Genomic DNA, 24,478 nt, shown 5'->3' with positions numbered 1-24,478 from the left:
TGCGTTTTTTCACAGGTTTGGTTTTCACGGACAGGACGAGTTAGGACCCGGCATGGCGAAACAAGCAGCGGCCCCTGACGCTTCGGAAGCACCCGAAAAAGAGGAAGTCGCCGACACCCCGCTGATCGACGCCTCGATTGCGGCGATCAAGCGAATGCTGGCCAAGGCGAAAGAGCGCGGCTACGTCACCTATGACGAGATCAACGCCGTGCTGCCGCCGGAACAGGTCTCCTCCGAGCAGATCGAAGACACGATGGCGATGTTGTCCGAAATGGGCATCACCATTGTCGAGTCCGAAGACCAGGACGAGGCCGCCAGCGACAAGGACGAGGCCGAGGCCGAGGCCAGCGAAGCGGAAGGGGAGACCGCGCCCGCCAAGGCCGAGGTCGACCGCACCGACGACCCGGTTCGCATGTATCTGCGCGAAATGGGCTCGGTCGAACTGTTGTCGCGCGAGGGCGAGATTGCCATCGCCAAGCGCATCGAAGCCGGTCGCGAGAAGATGATCGGCGCGATCTGCGAAAGCCCGCTGACCATCCAGGCCATCGTCCGCTGGCGCGACGATCTGGTCGACGGCAGGATTCTGCTGCGCGACGTGGTCGACCTTGAGGCCACCATGGGCGGTGGCGCCGGGCCCGAACCGGGCATGGAAGGCGACGAGGACGAGGATGCCGATCCGTCGGCCGCACCCGCCGCCCCCAAAGTCGAAGCCCGGCCCGCCAAGCCCGAGGCGGCACCGGTGAAGGCCGAAAAGAAGGTCAAGGCGAAAGATGCCGAGGCCGAAGCCGAGGCACCCGCGGCCCCGGAGGAGCTGGACGAGGAAGACGAGGCCAACCTGTCGCTTGCCGCTATGGAGGCGCAGCTCAAGCCGCAGGTGCTGGAAGCGCTTGACGCCATCGCCAAACATTACAAGAAGCTGCAGAAAACCCAGGAAGAGCGCCTGCAGGCCGCACTGGTGCATCAAGACATCGATGCCAAGAAGGACAAGGCCTATCAGAAGCTGAAGCACGAGATGGTCGGCCTGATGGAAGCCGTGCATCTCAACAACAGCCGCATCGAGTTTCTGGTTGAGAACATGTACAGCCTGAACAAGCGGCTGATGATGCAGGAAGGCAAGCTGCTGCGCGCCGCCGAAAGCTGCAGGATTCCGCGCGAGGAATTCCTCAAGCAGTATGAGGGACAGGAACTTGACCCGAAATGGCTGTCCAAGGTCGGCAAGCTGAAAACCCACAAGGGCTGGGCCAAGTTCAGTGAAACCGCGGCTCGTGACGTCAACCCGATCCGCGAGCAGATCGCCGTCATCGCCACCGAATTCGGCCTGCCGATCTCGGAGTTCAAGCGCATCTACAAGCAGGTGCGCGAAGGCGAGCGCGAGGCCGCCGTGGCGAAGAAGGAAATGGTCGAGGCCAACCTGCGCCTCGTCATCTCGATCGCCAAAAAATACACCAACCGCGGCCTGCAATTCCTTGACCTGATCCAGGAAGGCAACATCGGCCTGATGAAGGCGGTCGACAAGTTCGAATACCGCCGCGGCTACAAGTTTTCGACCTACGCCACCTGGTGGATCCGGCAGGCGATCACCCGCTCGATCGCCGACCAGGCACGCACCATCCGCATCCCGGTGCATATGATCGAGACGATCAACAAGCTGGTCCGCACCAGCCGCCAGATGCTGCACGAGATCGGCCGCGAACCGACCCCGGAAGAGCTGGCCGCCAAACTTGGCATGCCGCTGGAGAAGGTGCGCAAGGTGCTCAAGATCGCCAAGGAGCCGATCAGCCTTGAGACGCCAATCGGCGACGAGGAAGATTCGCATCTGGGTGACTTCATCGAGGACAAGAACGCCGTCCTGCCGGTCGATGCCGCCATCAACTCCAACCTGCGCGAGACCACCACGCGGGTGCTGGCGACCCTGACCCCGCGCGAGGAACGCGTTCTGCGCATGCGCTTCGGCATCGGCATGAACACCGACCACACGCTGGAAGAAGTCGGCCAGCAATTCTCGGTCACCCGCGAGCGAATCCGTCAGATCGAGGCCAAGGCCCTGCGCAAGCTGAAACATCCGAGCCGGTCGCGCAAACTCCGTTCCTTCCTGGATACCTGAGACCGGCGCCCCGATTTTCCGGAGCGCCCTTCTCCGGGCCTGTAGCTCAACTGGTTAGAGCCGGCCGCTCATAACGGTCTGGTTGCAGGTTCAAGTCCTGCCGGGCCCACCATTCCCCCAGACGACACGCCCCCTTCCCGGCCGCCGCGAGGCTGGGTCGCGGTCACAGCGGCGAGCGAATCCCGCTGCGCCGCCCGGCGGCCCGGCTATAATGGCGGAGATCAGTCCACCCCCGTGTCACCGAGGTCGTTATGACGGAAACCGGTCCCGACCTGCGCCGCAAGCTGACGACGATCTTCTGTGCTGACGTGCAGGGCTACAGCACACTGGTCGAACGGGACGAGGTCGGCACGATCACCCGCCTGAAACAGTACCGGGCGGTGATGGTCGCCGAGATCGAGCGGCATCACGGCCGCACCATCAACACCTGGGGCGATGGCCTGCTGGCCGAATTCGGCTCGCCGGTAGAAGCCGTCTTCGCGGCAGTGGCAACCCAGCGCAGCATTGCGGCCCGCAATGCGCAAACGCCGATGATTCCCCCCATGCAGTTCCGCATCGGCATCAATCTTGGCGATGTGATGATCGACGGCGACGACATCTATGGTGAAGGGGTCAATATCGCCGCGCGCCTGGAATCCCTGGCCGAGCCGGGCGGCATCTGTATTTCCGGCACCGTCCATGACCAGGTCCGCAGGAAACTCGATATCGGTTTCGCTTTTCTCGGCACTCCGGACATCAAGAACATCGCCGAACCCGTGCCAGCCTGGCGCGTGCTGGTCGGCCCGCAGGAGGCCGCCGCGACGCCCCGTTCCGCCCCACTACCGCCCCCGGCGCCTCATGGCGAAGCCCCGCGCGACACGGCTGCCGCCCTGCAGAACTGGCAACGGCATGCCTTGCGGGCGGGTATCGTCCTGGTCTTTCTTGTCCTCATCAACCTGCTGACCAGCACGCGCTATCTGTGGTTCGTTTGGCCGATGCTGGGCATCGGCCTGATGCTCGCCCTGAAATACCCCACCGATGCCTTTCCCGGCGGCCTGTGGCCGTTCCGGCGTCGTCAGGACCGGACGTCGGAATAGCAAGTCCTTTCACGGCCCGGCCCACCAGCCAATCAGGCTGTCGACTGCACGCGCCGCCAGCGATGGAACGGCCGCACCGCCATTGCCGCCAAAACCACCGTTCCCGGCGCCGAACAGCCAGAACAGCAGGGCCATGAACCAGAAACCGATCGCGGCAATGGTGGCATAGAGGGTCGCGCGCAGATACACGTCCCGCAGGATCCGGGTGATAATCTGCTGCGCTACCACCGGCGGCAGATCGATCCGCCGGTCCAGCAGCAGCCAGACCTCGGTTCGCTTGTAAGACAGATGGGTGACCCGGCCGGCCTTGAGCAGCAGCACGCAGGCCAGCAGCATGGTGAGGATGGCCCCGGATTTCAGCGACTGCAGCGGCTCTGCAATCAGGCCGATCATCACGCACCAGATGGCCAGCGCCCCGAAGAAGCAGCCGCGCCCCACCGAAAGGACTGCCTTGGCCCGCACCTGGTCTTCGATGCGTTCGGCCATGCAGTCCCCCGGCTATAGCAACCCTGGCAGCGTGAGCAGAATCGCCGCCCCCAGCCAGACAAGCATGGAGGCCTGGTCGGTTTCCTGCCGGCCGGTCAGCCGCTCGAACAGGGCTGCCGGCACGCCCGATATGAGCAGTGTCGAAACCGAGACGATCAGGGACGTCCCGTAAAGGATGGCCACCGGCGTATGCGGGGCAAATTCCGGCATCCAGATCGGCGCCATAAAAAACACCATCGGCACTGCCGGCGACACAAAGCCGTTCAGCAGGGTCACGCCCAGCACGGCCACGAACAGGCTGCGCGGGCTCATGCCGCCCCCTGGCCGAGACTCGGTGCCATACCGTAATAGGCGAAGGCAAAATGGGCGGCGTAGCGCAGCGCAAAGGCCCAGAAAGTTGTTACCAGCGGCAGAAAGCGCGGGTTGACGAAGCGGGGCGTGATGCCGTCAGTCAGCCGGATCGCCCAGTTTGTCAGCAGCCTGAAGAAACGGAAGATATAGTTCGGATGATCTGGCGGCAGAAAGGCCGTCATCAGGAAACGGCCGACACAGGTCCACCCGATCAGGGCAAGGCCATAGGCCACCACCCAGTATGGCAGGTGGCTCCAGAAAAAATCGGTATCCAGGTTCATGCGGGGGTCTCGGGCGGGCCCGCCGGACGGGCCCTCTGAAAAAGAAAACGGCGGGGATCAGTATACGATCCCCGCCGCCTTCGACAAGCAGTAGCCTGTTAGTGGATCACGGCATCATCAGCATTGGCGAGTTTCACGTCGCCCTTCGGGATGCGGATACTGTCGATGAAATCCTGCATCTCCTTCGACGGGGCCGCCGTCATCATGCTGACCACATAGGTAACGATGAACGCTGCGGGCATACCGAACAGGCCGCAGGAGATGTTCCGGATCCCGAACCAGAGATCCGCCCCATAGAACTGGGTCGTCACCAGGTAGAACACGCACACACCATAACCGGCAATCATGCCGGCCACGGCGCCAGCGCCGGTCGTCCGCTTCCACCAGATACCCATCACCAGCGCCGGGAACAGGCCCGAGGCGGCGATCGAGAAGGCCCAGGCAACCATCGCGAGGATGGTCGAGGGCTTGGTCGAAGCCGTATAGGCCGCGACGATCGCCACCAGGATCAGCAGCACGCGGCTGATGATCAGGCGACGCTTGGTCGGGGCATGCGGATCGACCATCCGGTAGTAGATGTCGTGGCTGAGCGCGTTGGCGATGGCGAGCAGCAGGCCGTCGGCCGTGCTGAGCGCCGCCGCGAGACCACCCGCCGCAACCAGGCCGGCAATCACGTAGGGCAGACCGGCGATTTCCGGCGTGGCCAGCACGATGGCGTCCGCCGCGATACGGAACTCGCTCAGCTGCAGGATGCCGTCACCATTGCCGGTGACGCCCTTGCAGAGCGCGAATTTCTGCGCCGCATCGGCGGCATCACAGGCACCGACGAGGCCGATGTCACCCCACGATTTCACCCACCCGGGCAGCGAGGCCACCTGGGCACCGATCACGTTCTGATACACTTCCAGCTTGGCGAAAGCCGCATAGGCCGGCGCCGTGAAATACAGCAGGAAGATGAACAGAAGGCTCCAGGCCACCGACTGGCGCGCTTCCCGCACGCTGGGCGTGGTGAAGTAGCGCATCAGGATGTGCGGCAGCGAAGCCGTGCCGACCATCAGGCAGAGGATCAGCGCGAAGAAGTTGACCGCCTCAAGGAAGTTCGGCTGTCCCTTGGCATCGGCGAACACGGCCGTATGCCCCTTGACGACACCGATGGTCCCCTCAAGCGCCTGGATCTTCTCGAGCGCCTGGCCATACATCAGCTGCGGGATCGGCACGCCGGTCACCTTCGCCGACATGATCACGACCGGGATCAGGTAGGCGATGATCAGGATGATGTACTGCGCCACCTGCGTCCAGGTCACCGCCCGCATGCCGCCCAGCATCGAGCAGACCAGGATGCCTGCCAGACCGACGAACACCGCGACCTCGAACGAGATGCCGAGGAAGCGCGAGGCGATGATGCCGACACCGAAAATCTGCGCCGTCACATAGGTGAACGAAGCAGAGACCAGCACGATCACGCCGACGAAGCGGGCCATGTTGCCGCCGTAACGGGCACCGAGGAAGTCCGGCACCGTGTACTGGCCAAACTTGCGCAGATACGGGGCCAGCAGGATGGACACCAGCAGGTAGCCGCCGGTCCAGCCCAGCACGAAGGCAAGGCCGCCGTAACCGAGCAGGTAGAGCGAGCCGGCCATACCGATGAACGAGGCTGCGCTCATCCAGTCGGAGCCGGTGGCCATACCGTTGTAGAAGGCCGGCACCTTGCGGCCGGCGACGTAGTATTCGCCCATTTCCGCAGTGCGCGACAGGATGCCGATCAGCGCATAGACACCGACCGTCATGAACACGAACAGATAGCCGATCACCTTGTTCGGCACGCCCATCTGCTCAAGGATGGCGAGAACGATCACGAAGGCGGCAAAGCCGCCCGTGTAGATCCCGTAAATCTTGCCGAGGTTGTCGATAAAACTCCGACCCCCGCTTTGCGTGTTGTTTGCCATGGCGTCATTTCCCCCAGGATTATTCGTCTTCCGCCACGCCGAACTCTTCGTCGATCGCGTTCTGCTTCGAGGCGAACCAGAACAGCGAGATGACGAAGGCGATCAGCGAGCCCTGCGCGGCCATGTAAAAGCCGAGCGGGAAACCAATGATGCGGATGCTGTTCAGCTGCGGCGCAAAGAAATGCACCACAAAGCCGAAGAAGAACCAGATGGCCAGCATGGTCCACATGAGTCCGGAAGTCCGGCCCCAGTAGGCCCTGGCCCGTTCAGGAGAAAGGTCTGACATTGTGCGTGCTCCTGCCCCAGATGTCGTTGTAGTTATGGCTCTCATGCCGGGGATTGATTCCCGGCACCGGCTGGTGGGAGTATAGGCAGCGCCGGCTATATCAATGCATTAGACCTAGGTCGAAGGTTCCGGCGCCGGGGAAACGGACATGATGATGGACCGCAAAAGCAGTTTGCTGCGCCGCACAAAAGACTACTTCTTTCCACCTGCGGTCGCTTCTGCAGCAGAGTTCAAGGCCTTCGTCACTGGCGAGGCCGCCTATCTCGCCCAGAAATCGGTCTTCGGCTACTGCCGTGTCAAGACCATGCAGGATTATGACAAACTGATGGGCGAGGCCCTGTTTCGCGATGGTGTCGAGATCTGCCGCTGGGAAGCCTATGCCGGCACCCTCGCCGACACCCTCGTGCTGGTGGAAGGTTTCCTGCGGCCGGCCGACCCGGCCGCGCGATCCCGGCTGGCCGGCCACATCGCCACCCTGTATCCCGACTGGCTCGGGGAGCATGTCCCGCCGCACCGCAGCGACTGGACCGATCGGGCCGAGGCTTTCGCCGCCCGCTTCGCGCTCAGCCGCACTGCCGAGCCGGCACAACCGGCCCAGGTGGTCCGTGATACGGCGGCCCTCGTGCATGACATCGTTCCGATTGCCGACCGCCTCAAGCGCAATGACCGTGAAGTCATTTACGGCGACCTCCGCCTGCATGCGCTGGCCATGCACAGCCAGATGCTGAAACGTTTTGACCGGCCGGCGCTGGTGGCGGCGCTGACTGCGGACAGCACCGACTGATGCCATGCGCCAGCGGCTGATCGGCGGCATCGGCCGCCTGCTGGCCGGGCTGCGCAGCCCGCCGCATGCCGTCCTGGCCCATGCCGTCTTTCCGGCCGACGAGCCGCTATCGACCCTGCCCTGCGTGGCGCTCGACACAGAGACCACCGGACTGAACGTGCTGCGCGACCGCATCGTCTCGATCGGCGCCCTGCGCCTGTCCGGCGGCAGCCGGGACAACACCCCGCCGCTCGACTATCTGGTACACCCGGGCATCCGGATTCCGGCCAGATCCAGTGCCATCCACGGCATCTCCGATACCGATGTCGCCTATGCCCCCTCCTTCGCGCTGGTGGCACCCAGCCTGCTTGGCTACTGGCAGCGTCGCGTCCTTGTCGGCCATAACATCGCCTTCGACCTTGCCATCCTGCGGCACGAGGCCGAGCGCATCCGCCTGCCCTTCCATCCTCCCGCCGCCGCACTGGATATTGGCCTGCTCTATGCCGGACTGAAACCCCGGGTGGCGACCATCACGCTTGAGGCCATTGCTGCCGATTTCGGCGTCACGGTCGATGGCCGCCACACCGCGCTTGGCGATGCCGAAACGGCTGCACGAATCTGGAGCCATCTGCTGCCGGCGCTCAGCCGGCTGGGCGTTGCCACCCTGGGCACAGCCCGCAGCCTGATGGCGAAGCAGCGCGACCTCCTGCACGGCCAGGCCGGCGCCGGCTGGGCGATCGGCGATCTGCTGCCACCACATCGCGGACCACAGCATGAAGGGGCACCTCATGGCTGACGATAGCGAAACGGCCATGGCGGCATCCCCAGCGCATCCGGCCGATCTCGAACCCTACCGCCGCCGCGTCGCCGATGTGATGCGGACGCCGCCCTGCGATATTGAGGAAGATGCCCCTCTGACCGCCGTCGCACGCCGCATGGCCGAAGAACAGCGCGGCGCCCTGCTGGTACGCAACCGGTTCGACCAGCATGCCGGCATCCTGACCGAGCGCGACCTGACCCGCGCACTCGGCCGCCATGGCGAGGCGGCCCTGCGCATGACGGCGGCCGACATCATGACCGCCGATATCGTCGCGATCTCAGAAAGCGCTTTTGTCTTCCGTGCCATCGGCCGCATGCGCCGGCTGAATCTGCGCTACCTGCCGGTCACCGACGATGCCGGTCGCTATACCGGCATGGTTTCGGCCCGCGCGTTGTTGCAGATGCGCGCACTGGAAGGGCAGGTGATCGCCGACGAGCTCGACGTCGCACAGACAGCCGGGCAACTGGCCCACGCCCGCTCTGCCCTGCCGCATCTGGCCGCCACCCTGCTGGAAGAAGGCAGCAGTGCGGTCGCGATAGCTGCGGTGATCAGCAGTATCTATGCCGACATCACGGCCCGCGCCGCCGCCATTGTCGAGGCCCAGATGTCCGCCGCCGGCGAACCAGCCCCGGCACCATGGTGCATGCTGATCCTTGGCTCCGGCGGTCGCGGAGAAAGTCTGCTCAGCCCCGACCAGGACAACGCCATCATTCATGCCGGAAGCACAGAAGATGACGGCTGGTTTGCCCGTGCCGGCGAGCGCATCGCCGACCTGCTGAATGATGCCGGCATTCCCTACTGCAAGGGCGGTGTCATGGCGAAGAATACCGGCTGGCGCGGCAACCAGGGCCAGTGGCGCGCCCGCGTCACTGACTGGATCCGCCGGCCGGCGCCGGAAGCACTGCTGAATGTGGATATCTTCTACGACCTGCGCCCGGTTCATGGTGCTCTGCGCCTGGGCGAGAACTTGCGCACCGAGGCCCTGGCCGCCGCCCGCGGGGCGCAGCTGTTCCTGCGCCTGCTGGCCGAGCAGACGGCGCAGATTCATCCGGCAATCGACTTTTTCGGCCGCCTGCGCGAGAAAGAAGGCCGCGTCGATCTCAAGCTCGGCGGCCTGCTGCCGCTGGTCAGCGCCGCGCGGGTGATGGCGCTGAAACATGGCATCGCCGAAACCGGTACCGGCGCCCGCCTGCGTGCGGTCTGCGCCGGACCACATCCGCCGATCGGCGAAGACGATCTCAGCCGCCTGGTGGACGCGCAGGAACTGCTGCTGCGGCTGATCCTGCGCCAGCAGATTGCCGACCTCGCTGCAGGCCGCGCCCCCGGCAGCCGTATCGATGCCGAGATCCTGTCGAAACGCGACCGGACGCAATTGAAGGCAGCCCTGAAGCATATCGAACTGCTGCCCGAGATGGTGCAGGATGTCCTGACCGGCGGGCCGGCCTGACTCGTCGGCGCCGAGCCACTCCCGTGCCGGCGGTTGCATTGCCGGGCCCATGGCGCGCCCTGAGGCAGCAGCCGGCAACCACCACTGGCGGCGCGGAAAAATCTATTTCCATCACATCTTGTATTTATGTGGCTGCCGCATCTTGCCCATGGACGGCGGGTCGCTGCTGCCGCTAAATCCCCGGCACCGCACCGCAAGAGTGCCGGAACATGCAGAGTGATGGGAGCAAGCTGACGTGATGGATTTTCTGGCGATACTCGGCTTCTGGCTGATCGGCATCCCCGGCCTGATCTATGTGTTTCTGGTCATCCGCGGGGCCGAGCGGCGCCGCACCCTTGCCTATGAGTGGAACACTGGCGAGCTGAAACGCCGCCAGTCCCGCCTAGAGGCCATGCAGGCCGAAACCAAAGCCCTGCACAAGCGCATTGCCGACCTGATGCTCGAGATTGCCCGGCTGGAAGCCCAGGTCGGCAAACTGAATGACATCATCAACGCCCGCAGCATCAAGGCGACCGCCCCCAAATCGGCGGCCTGATCAGCCCGGCCGAATCGACAGCATCCGGATTTTCCAGCCTGCTTGATGCGGGTCAATGCAGGCCCGGATAATCTCCTCATGATGGCTGCTCGGCCCGCCCGGAGAAGCCCCATGTCCACGCCCTATGAACTGGTCAGCCAGCATGTCGCTGCTCTGCTGCAGGAAGCCGCGAGCGCCGCAATTCCGCCGGAAACGGTGGCCGGCACCCTGATCACCGAGGCGGTGCGCATCATGAAACAGCACCGCAAAGCGGATGACATCCGGTCCGAACTGATGTTCGTGATCGACAATCTGGAAGACCGGGACTACGAATTCATGCGGCCCTAGGGCCTGCAGGGCATAATCCTCACAGCCAGTCCCGCCCTACTCCACTGTTACGACTCCTCGCATGCCGGCCTCGAAATGGCCCGGGAGCAGGCAGGCGAAATCCACCTGCCCTGCCGACGTGAACTGCCAGAGCAGCTCGCCCTCGTTCCAGGGCGGAACCGTCACGGCATTCTCCTCCTTGTGAATCATGCCCGGGTGTTTGCGCATTTCCTCGGCATGCGCCCGCAGCGCACCGATCTCCCCGATCATGAACTCATGGTCGCGGTCATCGCTGTTGCTGAATACGAAGCGGATGGTTTCGCCGCGCCGCACGCTGATGCGGTCCGGAATGAAACGCATCGGCTCGGCCATTTCGATACGGATGGTCCGTGCGGGTGCGCCAGGCTTGCCCGGCATGCCGGTTGGCGGCCGGCCGTCACCGTGCCCACCGGGTCCGTGGGCGAAGACCGGCGCTGCCAGCAGCAGCATTACACCGGCCAGAATCAGGGGATTTTTCATTGCCTTCTCCTCACGATCCGGTCCATTCGCGCGCCACTGTGCCAGGCGGGTGCCTGTACCAGCCCGGATCACGGTAATCGCCGCGCGCCAATCCATCACGCACTTTCACCACGCTGAACATGCCGCCCATCTCGATCGGGCCGAATGGCCCGGTGCCGGTCATCATCGGCAGGGTATTATGGGGCAGCGGCATCTGCATTTCCGCCATGTCGGCCATGCCGGCCTGTCCCATCGCCATGTAGCCCGGGATCAGAGAAGTCATCTTCCGCGCCGCCGTGCTCTGGTCCACACCGATCATGGTCGGCACGTTATGTCCCATCGCGTTCATGGTGTGATGTGCTTTGTGGCAGTGGAAGGCCCAGTCGCCGGGTGCATAGGCCACAAACTCGATGGCCCGCATGGCGCCGACAGGCAGATCCACCGTGACTTCGGGCCACTGCGCCGAAGCAGGGACCCAGCCACCATCGGTGCCGGTGACTGTGAAACTGTAGCCATGCAGGTGGATCGGGTGGTTGGTCATGGTCAGATTGCCCATGCGGATCCGCACCCGGTCACCGCGCCGGACCGCCAGATGATCAATGCCGGGGAATACCCGGCTGTTCCAGCACCACATATTGAACTCGGTCATGGTCGCCACCTTCGGAACGGCTGCACCAGGCTCAATATCGAAGGCGTTGACCAGAAAAACGAAGTCGCGGTCGACGCGGCGCTGCGCCGGATCACGCGGATGCACGACCAGGAACCCCATCATGCCCATCGCCATCTGCACCATCTCGTCGGCATGCGGGTGGTACATGAAGGTGCCGGATTTCCCGACCGTGAATTCGTAGACGAAGGTCTTGCCCGGCGGAATCTGGGGCTGAGTGAGACCGCCGACGCCGTCCATGCCGCTGGGCAGCAGGATGCCATGCCAGTGCACGGTGGTGTGTTCTGCCAGCCGGTTGGTCACGAAGATGCGCAGCCGGTCGCCCTCGACCGCCTCGATGGTCGGCCCCGGCGTCTGGCCGTTATAGCCCCACAGGCGCGCGGTCATGCCTGGCGCAAGTTCGCGCTCCACCGGTTCGGCCACCAGATGAAACTCTTTCCAGCCGTCATTCATCCGCCAGGGTGCCGACCAGCCGTTCAGAGTGACGACCGGATGGAACGGACGCCCGCTCGGCGGCAGTGGCGGCGGTTCGGTACCGGCACCGCCGGGATAGGCCGGTTCCGGAAGGGCCGCCAGGGCGGATCTGGCAACGGCGGCGGCGCCGATCATGGCGCCGCTGGTGATCAGGTTGCGTCGTGTGATCATGATTTCGGTCTCCGTGTCATTCGCCGGCCGCGGCCAGCGACAGGGGCGGCGCGGCAGCACCCGCCCCGGTATCGGCCAGGGTGACAAAGCGCAGGGCGGTTTCAGACAGCCAGAAATCCCGCTGCGCCGTTATGGCGTCGGTAACCCCGGATATCTGCTCGCGGGCATCGGCCAGCAGTTCAAATACGCTGACAAGCATGCCGTTGTACCGCAGCTGCATTTCCTGCGAGATGGTCTGCCGCAGCGGGATCACCTCATCGCGGTAGTGCCGGGCCAATTCCCAGCTGGTGTTGTATTCGCCCCAGGTTTCACGCAGCTCCGAACGCAGATTGACCGCACGTTCGGCCAGCCGGTTCACCGCAAGCATGTAGGTCTGTTCCGCATGGGCGACCTTCGCATCACCCCAGTCGAATAGCGGAATCTCCAGCCGGATCTCGTAGCCGGTCTGCCGCGCCTGGCCCGACGCGCTGTTGCGGAAATAGCTGGTTTCCAGCACGTTCACCAAGCGCGTCGTTCGGGTCAGGCCCAATGATGTCGCAAGTCCGGCGACCTCGGCCCGGCCGGCACGGATATCCAGGCGCTCGGCCAGGGCCTTTGCCTCCAGGTCGCCGGCCGGCTGCAGGGTGGCAGGCAATTCCGGCAGGCGGTCAGGCAGCCGGAAAGCCGCATCCCCGCCCCACAGACCCAGCAGCCGCACCAGCCGTTCGCGCTCTGCCGTGGCGGTGAGTTTGGCCCGCGCGATGCGGCCGACGGTTTCGGCATAGAAAGCCTGCTCGCGCGCATAATCGAGCAGGCTCCAGTTGCCGGTACGGTGCATGCGGCGCGCGAGATCGACGCGGGCCTCGGCAGCATCCTTCACCTGTGCGATGTAGGCTGCTGCCTGCTGCGCCGCGACAGCACGAAACCACGCCCGCCGCACCTCCGCCGCCAGGACAAGGATATCGTTCGCTGCCTGAAGCTTGGCCTGCTCGAAGCGGCGGCTCTCGATGGCATGCCGCAGCGGCAGGACCAGCACGCCCATGGCATCGAGGCTGACCTGCCGTTCGATATCGAGATCGCCACCCCGGCTGAGACGCTTGAAGCTGAAACCGGGATTGGGCAGCCGGCCGGCCTGGGCGAGATCGGCGGCACTGAGCCCCAGTTCGGCATACCGGGCCTGCAGGCCGCGATTGTTCAGCAGCGCAACCTCGACGGCATCATCGGGACTGAGCGGCTGGCCAAGCAGCGCGCCGACACGGGCCTCCACCCTGGCTTTGTCTTCATCGCTGCGGATCCAGACCGGCTGGCGGCCGAGAGCCTGGCCCGCGGTCTGCGCCGCTTCGTCAAATCCGCGCGTGGCGATACCCTCCGCACAACCGGCCAGCAGGCCGGCAACAATGAGCAGGCAACCGGCCCGGGCGGCAGGCAGTTTCAATGTGGTCATTGCCGCCTCCTCAATGCTTGTGGCCTGCCGGCATGGCCGGTCGCGGGGCCGCTTCCGTCTCTGCCGGCTGCATCCCGTGGCCCATGCGGCTGTGATCCATTTTGCTGTGGTCCATACCGCTGTGGTCCATGACTGGCGCCGGCTTCAGGCTGTGCCAGTCGTCGCGCAGGCCCGGCGCGAAGGTGTGATAGCCGGCAAAGGCGGAGGCCGCAGGCGCCGTCGCCGGCATGTCAGCCGGCCGCAGTTCGGGCAGGTCAGGAGCGGCTGCAGCGCAGCCGGCGGCAGGAATGGAAAGCAGCAGGAGTGCCGCCAGACGGCGTGCGGGTCCCGCAAACGGGCGAAATACAGGCATCACTGGCCTCTTGCATCTGTGGAGCAACGGATATCCCGGCCGCACAGGCGGCCCGGCAGACAGCCGGTCAGATGCGGGGCGGACGCAGCGGCGGATGAGTGCGCCGGATCAGGTGCAGGGCAGGCGGATCGGCATCCGGCATGGCGAAAGCGATGCGATGCGCGGCCGGCAGAAGCACGGGCAGCAGGGCTGCCTGCACGAACAGACAGCTGCCACAGGCGGCACAACCGCTGGCACAGGGCAGTTCGGCCGGACCGGCCGGTTCTGCCTGGCCCACGCTCTTGTGACAATCGGCATCGGACGCGGCATCGGCTGCCATCCCGGCAGGCCGATCGGGCATGACATGCCAGGCCGCTCCCGGCATGCCTCCGGGGCCCGCCGGGCTGGCTGCCGGGACCGCAAGCGCGAGCGGCGGCACCCCTGCCAGCGCCAGCAGCAGAAGGGCAGCCAGCAGCCGGACCACCCGGCCATGACTGGGCAAAAGCTTGGTCATGGCGGCAGGATAAAAGCTGCCCATATGGGAAGGTCAAGGGCCGGCCGGCACAAGACCGTCAGAACAGCCGGCCCTGCCGTTCGTCAAGGGCGGGGGGAACGAACAGATCGCGGCGCAGGCGCAGGCGGCGTTCATTCATGCCGAGCCTGCGGATCGTCAGGGCAAAACGCTGGGCGATCAGGTCGGCATAGGCCCCTTCACCGCGCATGCGGCCGCCGAAATCGGCCACATAGTCTTTGCCGCCGCGGGCTTCCTGCACCAGCTTCATCACCCGGGTTGCCCGGTCGGGGTAATGTTCCTGCAACCATTCCCGCCACAATTCCTTCAGTTCGAAAGGCAGCCGCAGCAGCACCCATCCGGCCTCGCGGGCGCCGGCTTCATGGGCGGCTTCGAGGATACGCTCCAGTTCCATGTCGTTCAGGGCCGGAATCATCGGTGCCGTCATCACGCCGGCGGGAATGCCGGCCGCATTCAGCAGCCGGATTGCCTCCAGCCGTTTCGGCGGCGTGGACGCCCGCGGTTCCATGGCACGGGCCAGCCTGCGGTCCAGCGTGGTGACCGAGACAAAAACCTTCACGAGACCAAGTTTCGCCATCTCCGACAGGATGTCGATGTCGCGGGTGATGAGGAAATTCTTGGTCACCATCCCGAGGGGATGCCGTGCTTCCAGCAGCACCTCGAGGATGCTGCGGGTGACCTTCTCGTCGCGCTCGGCCGGCTGGTAGGGATCGGTATTCGAGCCCATCGAGAGTGTGGCCGCCATGTAACCTTTCGCATTCAGTTCCTTGCGCAGCAGGGCGGCGGCATCGCGCTTGACCATGATCTGGGTCTCGAAATCGAGACCGGGTGAAAAACCCAGATAGGCGTGGCTCGGCCGGGCGAAACAGTAGATGCAGCCATGCTCGCAGCCCCGGTAGGGATTGATCGAGCGGTCGAAGGGAATGTCGGGCGACTTGTTCCAGGCGATGATGCTGCGGCTGGTATCGGCGTGGAGCACGGTACGCAGTGGCTCGGCCTCTTCCAGATTGTCCCAGCCGTCATCCTCGGCCTGCCGCGTCTCGCTGTCGTAACGGCTGCGCACCGTCGACAGGGCGCCACGGCCCCGCCGCGCATCGGGATGCGCGTGGTCGGCGGGGGTGGAAACGGCACGTTCGGTGAATTTGCCCATGCCCGAAAGCATGCCGCAGCATTAAGAACAAATCAAGAATAATCTTAATTGCAGGAATATAATGCTATCATAGTTCGATATTGTAGCGCACGAAGGGCGCGCGCTTGGCAACCCGCTCATACAGTCGCCGCGCCGGGCCGTTGAATTCCTCGGTCTGCCAGTAGAGCACCGCGGCGCCCTTCTGCTTGGAGATGTCGGTCACGGCCGCGATCAGGCGGCGGCCGATGCGCCTGCCCCGCGCTTCGGGCACCACGAACAGGTCCTGCAGATAGACATTGCCGCCGACGCTCCAGGTGGAGGCATGATGCAGATACTGCACCAGCCCGAGCGCCGCGCCGTCCGCATCCACGGCAAGCAGCCCTTCGACCGCACCGGCCGGATCGAACAGCCGCTGCCAGGTGTGGTCGGTGGCGGCCTGCGGGATGGTCTTCTCGTAGAAGGCCAGATAGCCGTGCCACAGTTTTTCCCAGGCGGCACGGTCTCCGGCAGCGACCGGGCGGATCACGATATCGGACATGGACTCGGACTTTCGTAAAGGTTGATACGCCTGCATAGCCCGGCCGTCACCCGGCGGGCAGCACCAGAATGCGGAAAACTCATGGGGCCACCCACCAGCAGGCCGCGCCGCTACTTGCGGCGTTCATGCTCGCGCAGGCGCGGAAACAGCTCGACGAAATTGCAGGGCTTGTGCCGGTAGTCCAGCTGGTCCTTCAGGATCATGTCCCAGGCATCCCTGCAGGCCCCCGGCGAGCCGGGCAGCGCGAACAGGTACGTCCCCTTCGCCACGCCGGCGGTGGCGCGCGACTGGATCGTCGAAGTGCCGATCTTCTGGTAGCTGAGCATGCGGAACAGCTCGCCGAAACCGGGGATGGATTTCTCGTACAGCCCTTCGAAGGCTTCCGGCGTCACGTCGCGGCCGGTCACCCCGGTGCCCCCGGTGGACAGCACCACGTCGATGGTTTCGTCGCCGATCCAGTTCTGGACCTGCGCGCGGATTTCCGCGATGTCGTCGCGCACGATGGCCCGCGCGGCCAGGATATGGCCCGTCCCGGTCAGCCGTTCGGCCAGTGTGTTGCCGGAGCGGTCGTCGGCCTCCGAGCGGGTATCGGAAACCGTGAGCACGGCGATGCGCACCGGCACGAACAGGCGATTGCCATCGGCATCGATGAAAGACTGGTGAGCGGCACTCACGGAATACCTCCTGCCGGATTGCGGCGGAGAGTCTACTTCCGCAGCGCCGTGCGTGTCACGTCGGGATCGAAGGCCTGGTAGACCGGCCAGCCGCCGGTCATGGCCTGCATGACACTGGGGTCCGGCTGGCCGATGCGGCTGCGGTAGATCCAGTAATTGGTCAGCACGCGCTCGACGAAAATCCGGGTCTCGGACAGCGGAATCGTCTCAATGAACAGCAACGGATCCGCCGAGACCTCCGGATTGGCACGCAGCCATTTCTGCAGGTTTCCCGGCCCGGCATTGTAGGCGGCGGCCACATACAGCAGGTTGCCGCTGATCATCGGCATCTGCAGCAGATGCTGCAGGTATTTCTGCCCCAGTTCGATATTGTATTCCGGCGCAAACAGCTTGTGACGGCCGCGGCGATGCCGCAACGAGCGGTCGCCGGCCACCGCGCCAGCCGTGTTCGGCATCAGCTGCATCAGGCCGGTGGCGCCCACCGGACTCATGGCGCGGGCATTGAAGGCGCTTTCCTGCCGCATGAAGGCGAAGACCAGGGCGCGGTCGACGATATAGCCGTTTTCCGGCTCCCAGGGCGGCAGCGGATAGAGCGCGCCATCCCAGCTTTCGCCCTTCACATTGTACCAGGCCACGCCGATGCGCATGGCGGCGGCGGGCGCCTGCATGCGGCTGACCAGCGCCAGCAGGTTGCCGGCCAGCTCGTCGCTGGCCTGGGCGAACAGGCGGGTCATCTCGCGGTCGGCCAGCGAGGCCTCGCCGATCTCGCTGAGCGCGGCGGCGCGGCGCACAGCGGGAATCTGCATCAGCTTTGCCACCTGTCCGTCATCCAGCGGCGGCGGGCGCCAGGACAGCGGCGAATCCCCGCCAAGCTGTGCCAGGCTGAGCTGGCCGTAGAAGGTGCGTTCCTCGCGGGCGCCGATCTCCAGCAGGCGGATCGCCTCCGAAGGCTGGCGCAGGCGCAGCATCACCCGCGCACCCCACCAGGCACCGGCAGCCCGGTCCCAGCCCAGCGCCGCCTTGTTGAAGGCGAGATTCTCGAAATGGTGACCGGCATTGTCGTAACGACCCAGCCGCCAGGCGGCGAGGCCGGCAACCCAGTCGGCCTCCGGGACCCTGGCGCGCGAACGTTTGGCCGCCGGTGCCGCCAGCGCCAGCGCCTTCTCGTCATCGCCTTCCAGGATCCACATCCAGGCCAGCCGGCGGGCCCAGTCGTCGTATTCCGAGCGGCTGAGCTTGCCCTTCACATCTTTGCTGTCGAGATATTCGCCGGCCCTGGTCAGGTGATCGCGGCGCAGCATGCCGTTGAACTGTGCCGCCATCTGCGCGATGGCGCGGGCATGGGCGGGATCGCGCTCGGGGGGCGTATAGCGCCGGCGGGTGGTGGCGACCAGCCCCGGATCGCCGTCGAAATCGCCGAGATCGGCTCCCAGCGGCGACAGTGGCGCCTTCTCCTTGCGACCCTTCTTCTTCAGAGCCAGCCGGTAGATGTCCTCGGCACCGGGCAGGTCGCGATACTCGCGCAGCCAGGCGGACAGCTCGGCAAAGGAACTGTAATAGGCGGTGGGATGCATGTAGCGCTGGTGCAGCACGTGGCCCATCAGCAGCCTGTCGCCCAGCTGGCGGATTTCGCGATCCGCCTCCTTCCAGTCGCCCTCGGTCTGCAGGTCGAAAATCTGCTGATAGCGGTCGATGTCGGCGGCCGACAGCACGGCAGGCAATTCGGCGCCGGCAGGCGGCGGCAACTGCGTCTCGCGGGCGATCTGCTGGGCAGAAACACCGGAAGCCGCCGCAAGGCAGGCAAGGCCAAGGATGGAGAATGCGAGACAGGCGCGTGCAAGCACGGATCGCCCGCCTCCCTGTCCACCCCGACAGGTTTGGCTGGCAGTCAGTCGCATCGCTGACCCGGATAGCCGATAAATGGTTAACAAACAAGCAAGAACACCGGCACACAACCGGTGGGTTAATTGCTACCCGCCTGAATTATGCGAGGCGGGCTGGCAGCCGTCCAATCAGTCCGGCTGCCAGCAGACAGCCGCCGGCGCAGATCGCAATCGGCCATGTATAGCTGCCGCTGACATCGAAAACCCATCCGGCCAGCGGCGGGCCGGCCAGGGTGCCGAAAGCCACCGAGGTATACAGCACCCCGATCACCGAGGCGGCGGCACGCAGTCCGAACAGGTCGATGGTATAGGCGGGGATCAGAGCCACGAAACCGCCGTAAAACAGGCCGAAGGCCAGCGCGAAGAGTGCCAGCGCCCAGAAGCCGGTCGCGGTCAGCCAGTACAGCAGCGCACACCCCGTCAGCAGGGTGACACACGCGACCGCCCGCCCCCGGCCCATGCGGTCGGCGACGCCGCCCAGCACAAAACGGCCAAGCGTGCTGCCCACCCCGATCAGGCCGACCAGCCAGACCCCCTCGATGCGGGTGAGGCCCTGGTCCTGGGCATAGGGCGCCAGATGCACGAAAGGCACGAAGGTGCCGATGCAGCACAGGCCCGCGCCGAGATAGAGCTGCCAGAACACCCGGTGGCGCAGCACCTCGCGCAGGCTGAAACCGGGCGGCGGCGCAGATGGCTGCCCGGCTTCCGCCGGATCGGCAGCGGCCCCATCGGGCTGCAGCCCGAGTTCGGCCGGCGAACCGCGCAGCAGCAGCACGGCCAGGGTGCCGAGCAGCAGCACCGCAATGCCCAGCGCCACATAGGCAGCACGCCAGCCCAGTATGCCGATGATGGCCGCAGCCAGAGGCGGTGCCGCCATGGTGCCGATACCGATGCCGGCAACCGCCCAGCCCGATGCCCGGCCGCGGTTGACGCGGAACCAGCGCTGGACCGCACCAATGGCCGGGACATAGGAAAAGCCGACGCCGATGCCGACGCCAAGGCCATAGCCCAGCACGATGGCAGTGAGGCTGTCGGCAAAGCTGGCGGCGATCAGGCCCAGGCCGATGCAGGCCATGCCGAAGCCGACCACCGGGCGCGGACCGATGCGGTCGGCCAGCGGGCCGCTGATGGCGCCGAGCAGGAAATACAGGCAGCCGGATACCGAGAAGACCAGCGAAACGGTGCCCCGCGAAGCACCGAAGGCGTCACTCAGCGGGTCGAAAAACGCCGGGAATGTGTAGGCGGCGCCGAAACCGGTGAACATCACCAGGAAAGCCGCGCCCACCACGAACCAGCCATAGAACAGCGGCTGTCCCCGCCCGAGGCTGGCGTCGCTCACCCCTGCCCCTCCAGCCGGGCCAGCTTTTCGGCCAGAGCCTGCATGTCCTGCCAGGCTTCGCGTTTCACCCCGGGCTGGCGCAGCAGGTAAGCCGGGTGCAGCAGCGGCATGGCCGGAATGACGACCGCGCCGCGGCGGTATTCCTGCCAGCGGCCGCGGATACGGGTGATGCCCTGGTTGGTGCCGAGCAGGGTGGCGGCAGCATGCTTGCCGGCGCAGGCAATCAGCCTGGGCTGCACCAGCTCGATCAGCCGCTCGATAAAGGGTTTGCAGGCGAGAATCTCCTCGCTCGACGGGTCGCGGTTGCCCGGCGGCCGCCAGAACAGGATGTTGCTGATATAGACATTGCTCTCGTCACGGCCGATCGCCTTCAGCATGCGGTCGAGCAGCTGGCCGCTCTCGCCCACGAAGGGCCGGCCCTGCGCATCCTCGTCCCGGCCCGGTGCCTCGCCTATGATCATCAGCGGTGCCGCCGGATTGCCCCGGGCGATGACCGTATTGGTCGCGGTCGCCTTCAGGCCGCAGCCCTCGAAGGCTTTGATGGCGGCCTCCAGTTCGGCCACGGTGGAACAGGCTGCCGCGGCCTGGCTGGCGGCAGTTTCCGCCTCCCGGGCCGACAGGACTGCCTGGCTGGGGGCGGCGGGCGGCATGACCGACGGCCGTGCCCCGGAAGCCGTCGACCGGGGCGGAGAGCCGGTCGCGGCCCCGGCCGGCGCCACAGCCGGCGGGACCGGACGGGCGGGCGGCAGACTCGTCCGGTCGACCGGCTGATCGCCGATAGCCTCGTCGCAGCCTGCCTCCGCATAGAAGAGCAGGACGTCGAGTAAACTGGGCGGGAAATCAGTAGCTTCCGTAACGTTCATCGGGTGGGATCAGCTGCGGCGCCGTTGGCTTGCCCCCTATAGTCTGGTAAGCAGACAGCTAGCGTCAAGCCAAGACGCGCCCAAATAAAAAAGACCAGCTGAATTCTAGAGGTGCCCCGTGTCCGAACGCGAAATGATGGAATACGACGTGGTGATCGTCGGCGCCGGCCCGGCCGGTCTGAGCGCGGCAATCCGGCTCAGGCAGCTTGCTGCCGAGCAGGGCCATGACGTGTCGGTCTGCGTGATCGAGAAAGGCTCCGAGGTCGGCGCTCACATCCTCTCGGGTGCGGTGATCGATCCGGCGGCGCTGAACGAGCTGATCCCGGACTGGAAGGACAAGGGCGCGCCGCTCAACACGCCGGTGACCGACGACCGCTTCCTGATCCTGACCGAATCCAATCATATCCCGATCCCGAACATCGCCATGCCGCCGCTGATGAACAATCACGGCAACTACATCGTCTCGCTTGGCAATGTCTGCCGCTGGCTGGCCGAGCAGGCGGAAGCGCTCGGCGTCGAGATATTCCCCGGCTTCGCCGCCGCCGAGATACTGTACGGCGACAAGGGCGAGGTGGTTGGCGTCGCCACCGGCGACATGGGCATCGGCCGCGATGGCGAGCACAAGGCCAGCTACACGCCGGGCGTCGAGCTGCGCGGCAAATACACCCTGATCGCCGAAGGCGTGCGCGGCTCGCTGGCCAAGGAGCTGCAGCAGAAGTTCAGCCTGCGTGACGGTGTCGACCCGCAGAAATTCGGCATCGGCATCAAGGAGCTGTGGCAGATCGACCCGGCCATGCACAAGCCCGGTCTGGTGGTGCATACGCAGGGCTGGCCGCTGGACAGCAAGACCGGCGGCGGCAGCTTCATGTATCATCTGGAAGACAACCAGGTGGCAGTCGGCTTCGTGATCCACCTGAATTACCAGAATCCCCATCTCTCGCCCTTCGACGAGTTCCAGCGCTTCAAGACACATCCGTCGATCGCGCCCTACTTCGAAGGCGGCAAGCGCATTTCCTACGGCGCCCGCGCCATCAACGAGGGCGGCCTGCAGTCGATCCCGAAACTGACCTTCCCGGGCGGCGCGCTGATCGGCTGCTCGGCCGGCTTTGTCAACCTGCCGCGGATCAAAGGCAGCCACAATGCGATGAAAACCGGCATGCTGGCTGCCGAGGCCGCCTTTGCGGCCCTGAAAGGCGGCAGTGCCGGCGGCGATGAACTGGCGGCCTATCCGGAGGCTTTCAGGTCTTCCTGGTCCTACAAGGACCTGTGGAAGGTCCGCAACGTCAAGCCCGCGCTGGGCTATGGCATGTGGCTCGGCACCATGGTCGGCGGCATCCACATGTGGCTGAACGATCTCGGCCTCGGCTTCCTGGTGCCGTGGACCACGCGTCACACCAAGGCCGATCACGAGAGTTTGAAGCCGGCGAAGGACTGCCAGCCGATTGCCTATCCGAAGCCCGATGGCAAGATCAGCTTCGACAAGCTGTCCTCGGTGTTCCTGTCAAACACCAACCATGAGGAGGATCAGCCGATCCATCTGAAGCTGAAGGACCCGTCGATTCCGATTGCGCAGAACCTGCCGATGTATGACGAGCCGGCCCAGCGCTATTGTCCCGCTGGCGTCTACGAGGTGCTGCGCGACGACGATGGCAGCAACCCGCGCTTCCAGATCAACGCGCAGAACTGCGTCCACTGCAAAACCTGCGACATCAAGGACCCGGCGCAGAATATCAACTGGACCGTCCCGGAGGGGGGCGGCGGTCCGAATTACCCCAACATGTGAGACTGATGGCCACGAACAGCACCCTCTGCACCCGCCTCCCCGGCTTTTCCCTTTCCAGGCTGCTGCCGCGCAGGGCCGCCCTGCTCGGCGCCCTGCTGCTGCCGCTGGCTGCCTGCGGCGGCCATTCCGGCATGATGGCCGGTTCGCCCCACGGGGGAGAAGGTTTCAGTTCGCCCTATGGCAACTTCCTTGCGGCGCGTCATGCCCGCACCCATAACGAAAACAGCCTGGCGGCCGATTATTACCTGAAAGCCCTCGGCGAGGACCCGGACAACGCCCTGCTCGTGCAGGGTGCCTTCCTGGCATTGCTGGCCGACGGCCGCACGGCTGAGGCCATCAGGCTGCTGCCGGCACTGCGCCAGCATAACCCCGGCGATTATCTGCCGCGCATGACCGACGCGGCCGCCCGCATGGTGGCCCGCGACTATGACGGCGTGCTGAAGCTGGTGAGCGATGGCCCCAGCGGCGGTATCCATGCGGCTTTCAATCCGATTCTCGCAGCCTTTGCCCATGCCGGCAAAGGCGATGCCGACAAGGCTGTCGCCAACCTGCAGAGGCTGGAACGCCACCCCCTGCTGGGCGGGGTCTACATGCATCTGAAACCGCTGCTGCTCGACCTGCTGAACCAGGCCGAGCCGGCCGAACTGGCCTACCGCGAAGCCATCGAGGGACGCGAGCGTCCCGGCACCCGACTGATCGACGCCTTCGCCCGGCTGCTCGAGCGCCAGGGCCGCCAGGCCGAGGCCCGCCGCCTGATCGCCGATCAGATGGCGCAGAATCCCGACAACCCGATCCTGCAGCAGGCAATGGCGCGGCTCGACGGCAAGCGCCGGCAGCCGCCGGAGCCGCTGCTCGGCAATGCCGTCGACGGTCTGGCCGAGGCGATGTTCGCTTCGGCGTCGGCCTTCGGGCGCGGCGACGGCGGCGACCTGGCCGAGCTGCACCTGCAGCTGGCCCTGTTCCTGCGGCCTGACCTGGACGATGCCCGCATGCTGCTGGCCGATCTCTACGAGGCCAGTGGCCGCTGGGTCGATGCCCTGAAGACCTACAACGCGGTTGCGGCCGGCTCGGCCTATGCTGAAACGGCGCATCTGCGTGCGGCCTGGTGCACCAGCGAACTGGGCCGGAAGGAGGAAGCCGTCCGCATCCTCGAACGCGCGGCCGCAGCCAATCCGGCCAGCCCGCAGCCGATGCTGACCCTGGCCGACCTTTACCGGCAGGAAGAGAACTGGGACGCGGCGGCGAAACATTATTCGGCTGCACTGCAGCGGATTCCGCGCGTCGAACCACGCCACTGGACCATCTTCTTCGGCCGCGGGATCGCCTATGAACGCTCGAAGCAGTGGGAAAAGGCCGAGGTGGACATGCTGAAAGCCCTGGAACTGCAGCCGGACCAGCCCTCGGTGCTGAATTATCTCGGCTATTCCTGGGTCGACATGCACCGCAACCTCGAACAGGCGACCCACATGATCGAGCGTGCGGTCGCCTTGCGCCCGAATGATGGCGCCATCGTCGATTCCCTCGGCTGGGCATTGTATCGCCAGGGCCGCTATCAGGATGCCGTGCAGCAGCTGGAACGTGCCGTCGAGCTGCGTGGCGGCGACGCGGTGATCACCGATCACCTGGGCGATGCCTACTGGCGGGTCGGCCGCTTCGAGGAAGCCAAGTTCCAGTGGCGCCGCGCGCTCGGCCTCAAACCCGAGCAGGATCTGCAGCTGCAGATCCAGCGCAAGCTGGATAATGGCCTCGATCCGGTCGCCAACAGCCAGTGA

General features: G+C 65.4%; 25 protein-coding genes and 1 tRNA gene. 10 read left to right on the top strand and 16 right to left on the bottom strand.

Annotated features, from left to right (window positions below):
* Window positions 1–52: 52 nt before the first annotated feature.
* The 3 genes from rpoD (at window position 53) to ACEQZY_RS18460 (ending at window position 3,180) form a co-directional block, all read left to right on the top strand.
* Window positions 53–2,104: an RNA polymerase sigma factor RpoD gene (gene rpoD / locus ACEQZY_RS18470; protein WP_370156362.1), complete on the top strand. Its 2,052-nt coding sequence runs from the start codon at window positions 53–55 to the stop codon at window positions 2,102–2,104.
* A gap of 35 nt (window positions 2,105–2,139) precedes the next feature.
* Window positions 2,140–2,216: transfer RNA gene (locus tag ACEQZY_RS18465), tRNA-Ile, on the top strand.
* A 139-nt stretch (window positions 2,217–2,355) separates the two neighbouring features.
* Window positions 2,356–3,180 carry an adenylate/guanylate cyclase domain-containing protein gene (locus ACEQZY_RS18460; RefSeq protein ID WP_341701843.1) on the top strand — a complete coding sequence of 275 codons (825 nt, stop codon included), beginning with the start codon at window positions 2,356–2,358 and terminating at the stop codon, window positions 3,178–3,180.
* A 9-nt stretch (window positions 3,181–3,189) separates the two neighbouring features.
* Here ACEQZY_RS18460 and ACEQZY_RS18455 read toward each other — a convergent pair whose 3' ends face one another.
* From ACEQZY_RS18455 to ACEQZY_RS18435, 5 genes are all read right to left on the bottom strand, one after another.
* On the bottom strand, window positions 3,190–3,666 hold the full coding sequence (locus ACEQZY_RS18455; RefSeq protein ID WP_341701842.1) for a hypothetical protein: 477 nt from the start codon (window positions 3,664–3,666) through the stop codon (window positions 3,190–3,192).
* A 12-nt stretch (window positions 3,667–3,678) separates the two neighbouring features.
* The gene (locus tag ACEQZY_RS18450; protein ID WP_341701841.1) at window positions 3,679–3,978 is read right to left on the bottom strand and encodes a hypothetical protein; all 300 of its coding nucleotides are present in this window, start codon (window positions 3,976–3,978) and stop codon (window positions 3,679–3,681) included.
* Window positions 3,975–4,298: a YggT family protein gene (locus ACEQZY_RS18445; RefSeq protein WP_341701840.1), complete on the bottom strand. Its 324-nt coding sequence runs from the start codon at window positions 4,296–4,298 to the stop codon at window positions 3,975–3,977. Before ACEQZY_RS18445 ends, ACEQZY_RS18450 begins: the two co-directional genes overlap by 4 nt.
* Window positions 4,299–4,396: 98 nt before the next feature.
* On the bottom strand, window positions 4,397–6,244 hold the full coding sequence (locus tag ACEQZY_RS18440; protein ID WP_370156359.1) for a sodium:solute symporter family protein: 1,848 nt from the start codon (window positions 6,242–6,244) through the stop codon (window positions 4,397–4,399).
* Window positions 6,245–6,263: 19 nt separating this feature from the next.
* Window positions 6,264–6,530, bottom strand: a complete 267-nt coding sequence (locus ACEQZY_RS18435; protein ID WP_341701838.1) for a DUF4212 domain-containing protein — start codon at window positions 6,528–6,530, stop codon at window positions 6,264–6,266.
* 148 nt (window positions 6,531–6,678) lie between these two features.
* Between ACEQZY_RS18435 and ACEQZY_RS18430 the strand changes: the two genes are divergently transcribed.
* From ACEQZY_RS18430 to ACEQZY_RS18410, 5 genes are all read left to right on the top strand, one after another.
* Window positions 6,679–7,314: a hypothetical protein gene (locus tag ACEQZY_RS18430; RefSeq protein WP_370156357.1), complete on the top strand. Its 636-nt coding sequence runs from the start codon at window positions 6,679–6,681 to the stop codon at window positions 7,312–7,314.
* A 4-nt stretch (window positions 7,315–7,318) separates the two neighbouring features.
* Window positions 7,319–8,089, top strand: coding sequence for a 3'-5' exonuclease (locus ACEQZY_RS18425; protein WP_341701836.1), 771 nt, complete (start codon window positions 7,319–7,321; stop codon window positions 8,087–8,089).
* Entirely contained in the window at window positions 8,082–9,560 is a 1,479-nt protein-coding gene (locus tag ACEQZY_RS18420) for a DUF294 nucleotidyltransferase-like domain-containing protein (protein ID WP_341701835.1), read from the top strand. Before ACEQZY_RS18425 ends, ACEQZY_RS18420 begins: the two co-directional genes overlap by 8 nt.
* Before the next feature lie 235 nt (window positions 9,561–9,795).
* Window positions 9,796–10,095 (top strand): hypothetical protein, encoded by a 300-nt coding sequence (locus ACEQZY_RS18415; protein ID WP_341701834.1) that lies wholly within the window; start codon window positions 9,796–9,798, stop codon window positions 10,093–10,095.
* A 111-nt stretch (window positions 10,096–10,206) separates the two neighbouring features.
* Window positions 10,207–10,422 carry a hypothetical protein gene (locus ACEQZY_RS18410; RefSeq protein ID WP_341701833.1) on the top strand — a complete coding sequence of 72 codons (216 nt, stop codon included), beginning with the start codon at window positions 10,207–10,209 and terminating at the stop codon, window positions 10,420–10,422.
* A gap of 36 nt (window positions 10,423–10,458) precedes the next feature.
* Here ACEQZY_RS18410 and ACEQZY_RS18405 read toward each other — a convergent pair whose 3' ends face one another.
* The 11 genes from ACEQZY_RS18405 to ACEQZY_RS18355 all read right to left on the bottom strand — a co-directional run bounded on the left by ACEQZY_RS18405 (window position 10,459) and on the right by ACEQZY_RS18355 (window position 20,710).
* Window positions 10,459–10,920 carry a cupredoxin family protein gene (locus tag ACEQZY_RS18405; protein WP_341701832.1) on the bottom strand — a complete coding sequence of 154 codons (462 nt, stop codon included), beginning with the start codon at window positions 10,918–10,920 and terminating at the stop codon, window positions 10,459–10,461.
* 10 nt (window positions 10,921–10,930) lie between these two features.
* On the bottom strand, window positions 10,931–12,211 hold the full coding sequence (locus tag ACEQZY_RS18400) for a copper oxidase (protein ID WP_341701831.1): 1,281 nt from the start codon (window positions 12,209–12,211) through the stop codon (window positions 10,931–10,933).
* Between the two features lie 16 nt (window positions 12,212–12,227).
* A complete protein-coding gene (locus ACEQZY_RS18395) occupies window positions 12,228–13,634 on the bottom strand; it encodes a TolC family protein (protein WP_341701830.1) in 1,407 nt (468 codons plus the stop codon).
* A 10-nt stretch (window positions 13,635–13,644) separates the two neighbouring features.
* Complete coding sequence (locus tag ACEQZY_RS18390; protein WP_370156353.1) at window positions 13,645–13,986, bottom strand: hypothetical protein; 342 nt, start codon at window positions 13,984–13,986, stop codon at window positions 13,645–13,647.
* Between the two features lie 67 nt (window positions 13,987–14,053).
* Window positions 14,054–14,479 carry a hypothetical protein gene (locus ACEQZY_RS18385; protein ID WP_341701828.1) on the bottom strand — a complete coding sequence of 142 codons (426 nt, stop codon included), beginning with the start codon at window positions 14,477–14,479 and terminating at the stop codon, window positions 14,054–14,056.
* Between the two features lie 58 nt (window positions 14,480–14,537).
* Window positions 14,538–15,647 (bottom strand): PA0069 family radical SAM protein, encoded by a 1,110-nt coding sequence (locus tag ACEQZY_RS18380; protein ID WP_370156351.1) that lies wholly within the window; start codon window positions 15,645–15,647, stop codon window positions 14,538–14,540.
* Window positions 15,648–15,714: 67 nt separating this feature from the next.
* Window positions 15,715–16,164 (bottom strand): GNAT family N-acetyltransferase, encoded by a 450-nt coding sequence (locus tag ACEQZY_RS18375; RefSeq protein ID WP_341701826.1) that lies wholly within the window; start codon window positions 16,162–16,164, stop codon window positions 15,715–15,717.
* 110 nt (window positions 16,165–16,274) lie between these two features.
* Window positions 16,275–16,838 (bottom strand): molybdenum cofactor biosynthesis protein B, encoded by a 564-nt coding sequence (gene moaB, locus ACEQZY_RS18370; protein WP_341701825.1) that lies wholly within the window; start codon window positions 16,836–16,838, stop codon window positions 16,275–16,277.
* Between the two features lie 32 nt (window positions 16,839–16,870).
* On the bottom strand, window positions 16,871–18,682 hold the full coding sequence (locus ACEQZY_RS18365) for a lytic transglycosylase domain-containing protein (RefSeq protein ID WP_341701824.1): 1,812 nt from the start codon (window positions 18,680–18,682) through the stop codon (window positions 16,871–16,873).
* 139 nt (window positions 18,683–18,821) lie between these two features.
* On the bottom strand, window positions 18,822–20,060 hold the full coding sequence (locus ACEQZY_RS18360) for an MFS transporter (RefSeq protein WP_370156349.1): 1,239 nt from the start codon (window positions 20,058–20,060) through the stop codon (window positions 18,822–18,824).
* Complete coding sequence (locus ACEQZY_RS18355) at window positions 20,057–20,710, bottom strand: uracil-DNA glycosylase (RefSeq protein ID WP_370156347.1); 654 nt, start codon at window positions 20,708–20,710, stop codon at window positions 20,057–20,059. Before ACEQZY_RS18355 ends, ACEQZY_RS18360 begins: the two co-directional genes overlap by 4 nt.
* A gap of 346 nt (window positions 20,711–21,056) precedes the next feature.
* Here ACEQZY_RS18355 and ACEQZY_RS18350 point away from each other — a divergent pair, with 346 nt between their 5' ends.
* The gene (locus ACEQZY_RS18350) at window positions 21,057–22,706 is read left to right on the top strand and encodes an electron transfer flavoprotein-ubiquinone oxidoreductase (RefSeq protein WP_370156575.1); all 1,650 of its coding nucleotides are present in this window, start codon (window positions 21,057–21,059) and stop codon (window positions 22,704–22,706) included.
* Between the two features lie 5 nt (window positions 22,707–22,711).
* Window positions 22,712–24,478 carry a tetratricopeptide repeat protein gene (locus tag ACEQZY_RS18345; protein WP_370156345.1) on the top strand — a complete coding sequence of 589 codons (1,767 nt, stop codon included), beginning with the start codon at window positions 22,712–22,714 and terminating at the stop codon, window positions 24,476–24,478.

The sequence above is a fragment of the Ferrovibrio sp. genome (assembly GCF_964218355.1).
Taxonomy (GTDB): domain Bacteria; phylum Pseudomonadota; class Alphaproteobacteria; order Ferrovibrionales; family Ferrovibrionaceae; genus Ferrovibrio.
The sequence above is the reverse complement of the archived record's forward strand: the minus strand, read 5'-3'. Positions and strand labels throughout refer to the sequence as shown.

Coding starts and splice junctions, on each gene's coding strand:
- ACEQZY_RS18390 (WP_370156353.1), bottom strand. CDS start 13,986: ATGCCTGTATTTCGCCCGTTTGCGGGACCCGCACGCCGTCTGGCGGCA.
- ACEQZY_RS18455 (WP_341701842.1), bottom strand. CDS start 3,666: ATGGCCGAACGCATCGAAGACCAGGTGCGGGCCAAGGCAGTCCTTTCG.
- ACEQZY_RS18440 (WP_370156359.1), bottom strand. CDS start 6,244: ATGGCAAACAACACGCAAAGCGGGGGTCGGAGTTTTATCGACAACCTC.
- ACEQZY_RS18405 (WP_341701832.1), bottom strand. CDS start 10,920: ATGAAAAATCCCCTGATTCTGGCCGGTGTAATGCTGCTGCTGGCAGCG.
- ACEQZY_RS18380 (WP_370156351.1), bottom strand. CDS start 15,647: ATGGGCAAATTCACCGAACGTGCCGTTTCCACCCCCGCCGACCACGCG.
- ACEQZY_RS18345 (WP_370156345.1), top strand. CDS start 22,712: ATGGCCACGAACAGCACCCTCTGCACCCGCCTCCCCGGCTTTTCCCTT.
- ACEQZY_RS18385 (WP_341701828.1), bottom strand. CDS start 14,479: ATGACCAAGCTTTTGCCCAGTCATGGCCGGGTGGTCCGGCTGCTGGCT.
- ACEQZY_RS18395 (WP_341701830.1), bottom strand. CDS start 13,634: ATGACCACATTGAAACTGCCTGCCGCCCGGGCCGGTTGCCTGCTCATT.
- ACEQZY_RS18450 (WP_341701841.1), bottom strand. CDS start 3,978: ATGAGCCCGCGCAGCCTGTTCGTGGCCGTGCTGGGCGTGACCCTGCTG.
- ACEQZY_RS18350 (WP_370156575.1), top strand. CDS start 21,057: ATGATGGAATACGACGTGGTGATCGTCGGCGCCGGCCCGGCCGGTCTG.
- ACEQZY_RS18425 (WP_341701836.1), top strand. CDS start 7,319: ATGCGCCAGCGGCTGATCGGCGGCATCGGCCGCCTGCTGGCCGGGCTG.
- ACEQZY_RS18355 (WP_370156347.1), bottom strand. CDS start 20,710: ATGCCGCCCGCCGCCCCCAGCCAGGCAGTCCTGTCGGCCCGGGAGGCG.
- ACEQZY_RS18460 (WP_341701843.1), top strand. CDS start 2,356: ATGACGGAAACCGGTCCCGACCTGCGCCGCAAGCTGACGACGATCTTC.
- rpoD (WP_370156362.1), top strand. CDS start 53: ATGGCGAAACAAGCAGCGGCCCCTGACGCTTCGGAAGCACCCGAAAAA.
- ACEQZY_RS18420 (WP_341701835.1), top strand. CDS start 8,082: ATGGCTGACGATAGCGAAACGGCCATGGCGGCATCCCCAGCGCATCCG.
- ACEQZY_RS18400 (WP_341701831.1), bottom strand. CDS start 12,211: ATGATCACACGACGCAACCTGATCACCAGCGGCGCCATGATCGGCGCC.
- ACEQZY_RS18430 (WP_370156357.1), top strand. CDS start 6,679: ATGATGATGGACCGCAAAAGCAGTTTGCTGCGCCGCACAAAAGACTAC.
- ACEQZY_RS18445 (WP_341701840.1), bottom strand. CDS start 4,298: ATGAACCTGGATACCGATTTTTTCTGGAGCCACCTGCCATACTGGGTG.
- ACEQZY_RS18410 (WP_341701833.1), top strand. CDS start 10,207: ATGTCCACGCCCTATGAACTGGTCAGCCAGCATGTCGCTGCTCTGCTG.
- ACEQZY_RS18435 (WP_341701838.1), bottom strand. CDS start 6,530: ATGTCAGACCTTTCTCCTGAACGGGCCAGGGCCTACTGGGGCCGGACT.
- ACEQZY_RS18375 (WP_341701826.1), bottom strand. CDS start 16,164: ATGTCCGATATCGTGATCCGCCCGGTCGCTGCCGGAGACCGTGCCGCC.